The following is a 3,059-nucleotide window of genomic DNA, read 5'->3' on the forward strand; positions in this document are numbered from 1 at the left end:
TGATCTCACAGAAACTGCAGAGGCTGAGCAATCGCCGCGAGAACGCTTCGATAGCGCGCTGGCGAAAATCGATGAACATCTGAGTGGCTCTGCTGTCACCGCAACAGATGGCACCGACAGCAAGCGATGACAGACGACACATTCCCTGCTGACCGACTCAACCGAATACTCGTTGCTGTCGAGACAATCGAAGAAAGTCTCGGTGTTCTAGCCCGCAAACAGGCCCTCACTCGGGATGAGTATCGAGCGGACTCCGATAGCCGTGATATCGTTGAACGACGGTTTGTGAAAATGACCGAAGCGTCAATCGACATCGCGGAAGAACTAGCTAAGCACGAACGTGGAACTCCCCCGAGAAGTAATCCCGAGTCAATGCGTGTCCTCGGTGAACTTGACATCCTGACTGCAGAGACTACAGATAAGATGGCCCAAGCGGCACGGTTTCGGAACGTCCTCTCACACACCTACGGGAATATCATCGACCACGATGTGGTCTATAACGCCCTACAAGATCTTGAGCGGTACCGAACGTTTGTGGTTGAGGGGGCGAGAATACCTCAATTCGATTGGCGCGCTTGACGACTGAATCTGAAGAATCTGTTTTAGAGCGCTGCTGAGCGCTATCGCTTCAGATATCTCTTCATTTGGAGCGCCCCGATTTTGTAGCCCCGTCAGGGGTGACGGGGCAACTTGTGTGCCCTGGACACAAAGCATGCATTCAGAGCAACAGCAACACCCACGTAGCAACGATAGACCACTGGACAATTCGAAACAGTCCCACTCTCCCTGGTCAAACCTCCAACTGACTGTGCCAAACGACCGCCACCGCACTTCGATTGTCGCGTTCGTCGAGTGTGTTCTCGTCGAACTTACTCACGAGGACGTCGGTGCAGAGTACGTCTCATCGAACGTGTGGGGAACAAAACGGACGCAGTTCATAGCAGTAGATTCCCTTGCAGAGACGTTCTACAAACGCCATTACGACGAGCGTCTGGGGTGGCATGAGACGACAGTCAGCCGGGAATCCGTACGCAACGAGTTGGTCAATCGGCTTTCGCGGACTGATTCGCTTGCGACCGATCGTAGTCATAGAGCTCCTGTTGAGGCGAGCGATGTGTTCAGTGTGAAGCCGGTGCGGCAACTCTACAATCGGCAATCTTAACCAACGATAGCGACACCATCTCGATACTGTTGGTTAAGACGACCATATCACTGTCTTCTGTTGAACCCCCAGACTATGACACGAACCGCGTGACACAGACAGAGGGTGAGTTCAGCACGAGCCAACTCAATTTTGCTCTAAAATCGCGCGAATATATACAGGGAATGTTATAGTATTTGACCGACCTTCGAGTGTCAAAGAGACAGATACGGACGAAGGAGCAGCATCCCTGACCTGTATGAATGCAGATGAAGGAAACGCAATATCGTCATTAGTGTTGCTAAAGTACGTTTTCGTCGTTAGTAACAGCCACTCGTTTTCTGCATCATGGACAACTGGAAGTGCCTCTTCACCTTTTTCCGCCCGATCAATTACTGAACGTGATAGCTCTTCCTTTGCAATTTCAACGCTCGTAGATTCTACCCACTCTTCGAAAGGAACTGTTTCTGGCTCGTCCTTCAATTGAATAGATCCATCATCTAGAAGTTCAACTTCAAAATCCTCTGTCGTTCGCTCAAGCTCGATAGATTCTCCTTTAACTCGTTCAGGACCGACTGTATCGGCAATATATCCTGGAGTCGTTTCTGATCGACCTCCGTTGTTACCTAAACATCCGGACATGAGTGCAAAACCAATCACACTGGGGTAGTACAAGAAATCACGGCGGGAGGACCAATTCATGACTTATTCAATTTCCAACCGGCTCGATTTTTAATCCTACGCCCAACTTCTGGCTTTGCCACCAAGAGTCTCAGAACAAGCTGTCAGATTACGTCAAGCCGAAGGTATGACCGGTATTTCGTAGTGACCGACTCGCGCGCTGTATTCAGCACGCTCTCGACAAACTATCAGCGATTGAGGGTTTCAACAGAGCCGATAGTATGTGTCTTAATACTGGGTAGAGCGTACGATCTCTAGTATCTGTACAAAAGAAGACGCTTCAAACAGGTTTAGAACGCTCGTTTTATTAAACGACCACAGATGTGGGCAACAGTCCCAATTGCAAGGAGTCCTCCAGCAAAAGCGAGGAATAGGAGCCATGTCGGAGAGTCAGTACTGGGGGGCAAGACGAGGTGATACCCGATTAAATACACCAAAAGTCCACCAACCGGCCCTAACGAGAGGAGAATTGCCGTCCTGATGTCTTGGCCGTTTACTGACGCGTAGTAGGCACTCACCCCGACGACGAGAAGGACACCCCCCATCACATACGCAGGTAGCTCTCCAAGTGATTGACCAGCCGTCTCATACAGGAACCGTTCAGCCCCGAATGTCACCAGCGTCACAACTCCTAGGATTGTAGAGACCCCACGATAGGCAATTCGAGGGGGCTTACCTGCTTTGTGGAGGTTTTTCAGGGCGTTCATATGCCAAAAATACCACTCGTATGACAATATGCTTTCGGGCCATCCAGACTGAATTTCAAGGCGTCGATTTAGTCAAACCAGTAAATATCAGCACCCTCTATCGGTCAAAGAACCAAACTTTGACCTTCTGTTGTTCAAAAGCCAGCCGCTGATTTGAGATACTGATGCTTCTTGTTCTGAAGCTCAATCGTCGGCAGTATACGCACCGCTTCGGTGCTCGATTCGGTGAACTTCGAGGATTGACTCGTCGTAGTCCAAGACACAAGCCAGACGATACTGTCCGATACGGAGTTTCGAGAACGGTCCACCAGTTAACGGCTCAACAAAGTCGTCAGGATCTCGCCACTCTGAGTCGACAATTTCGTCGAGCTTTGAGACGATCCGGTCTTGAACGTGCGTATCGAGCCCCTTGAATTGGTTTGCAGCGCGTGGTGAGAACTTCCACGTCCAGTCTTCCTCACTCGCCATCCGTGTCTCGATCAATCATTTCGAGGACTTCGTCTCGCGAGACTAAATCTGATTCACCGGAC

At 50.3% G+C, this 3,059-nt stretch carries 4 protein-coding genes; 1 reads left to right on the forward strand and 3 read right to left on the reverse strand.

Annotated features, from left to right (window positions below):
* The first annotated feature begins 126 nt into the window (after window positions 1–126).
* Window positions 127–579, forward strand: coding sequence for a type VII toxin-antitoxin system HepT family RNase toxin (gene hepT / locus AUR66_RS03845; RefSeq protein ID WP_197409671.1), 453 nt, complete (start codon window positions 127–129; stop codon window positions 577–579).
* Between the two features lie 709 nt (window positions 580–1,288).
* Here hepT and AUR66_RS21080 read toward each other — a convergent pair.
* The 3 genes from AUR66_RS21080 to AUR66_RS03855 all read right to left on the reverse strand — a co-directional run bounded on the left by AUR66_RS21080 (window position 1,289) and on the right by AUR66_RS03855 (window position 2,997).
* A complete protein-coding gene (locus AUR66_RS21080) occupies window positions 1,289–1,843 on the reverse strand; it encodes a hypothetical protein (protein ID WP_157532986.1) in 555 nt (184 codons plus the stop codon).
* A 269-nt stretch (window positions 1,844–2,112) separates the two neighbouring features.
* Window positions 2,113–2,529 carry a hypothetical protein gene (locus tag AUR66_RS03850; protein ID WP_058571183.1) on the reverse strand — a complete coding sequence of 139 codons (417 nt, stop codon included), beginning with the start codon at window positions 2,527–2,529 and terminating at the stop codon, window positions 2,113–2,115.
* A 183-nt stretch (window positions 2,530–2,712) separates the two neighbouring features.
* Window positions 2,713–2,997, reverse strand: a complete 285-nt coding sequence (locus AUR66_RS03855; RefSeq protein ID WP_058571184.1) for a type II toxin-antitoxin system RelE family toxin — start codon at window positions 2,995–2,997, stop codon at window positions 2,713–2,715.
* Between the last annotated feature and the right edge of the window lie 62 nt (window positions 2,998–3,059).

Source organism: Haloferax profundi (genome assembly GCF_001469865.1).
In the GTDB taxonomy this organism is placed as follows: Archaea; Halobacteriota; Halobacteria; order Halobacteriales; family Haloferacaceae; genus Haloferax; species Haloferax profundi.

Coding starts and splice junctions, on each gene's coding strand:
- hepT (WP_197409671.1), top strand. CDS start 127: ATGACAGACGACACATTCCCTGCTGACCGACTCAACCGAATACTCGTT.
- AUR66_RS21080 (WP_157532986.1), bottom strand. CDS start 1,843: ATGAATTGGTCCTCCCGCCGTGATTTCTTGTACTACCCCAGTGTGATT.
- AUR66_RS03850 (WP_058571183.1), bottom strand. CDS start 2,529: ATGAACGCCCTGAAAAACCTCCACAAAGCAGGTAAGCCCCCTCGAATT.
- AUR66_RS03855 (WP_058571184.1), bottom strand. CDS start 2,997: ATGGCGAGTGAGGAAGACTGGACGTGGAAGTTCTCACCACGCGCTGCA.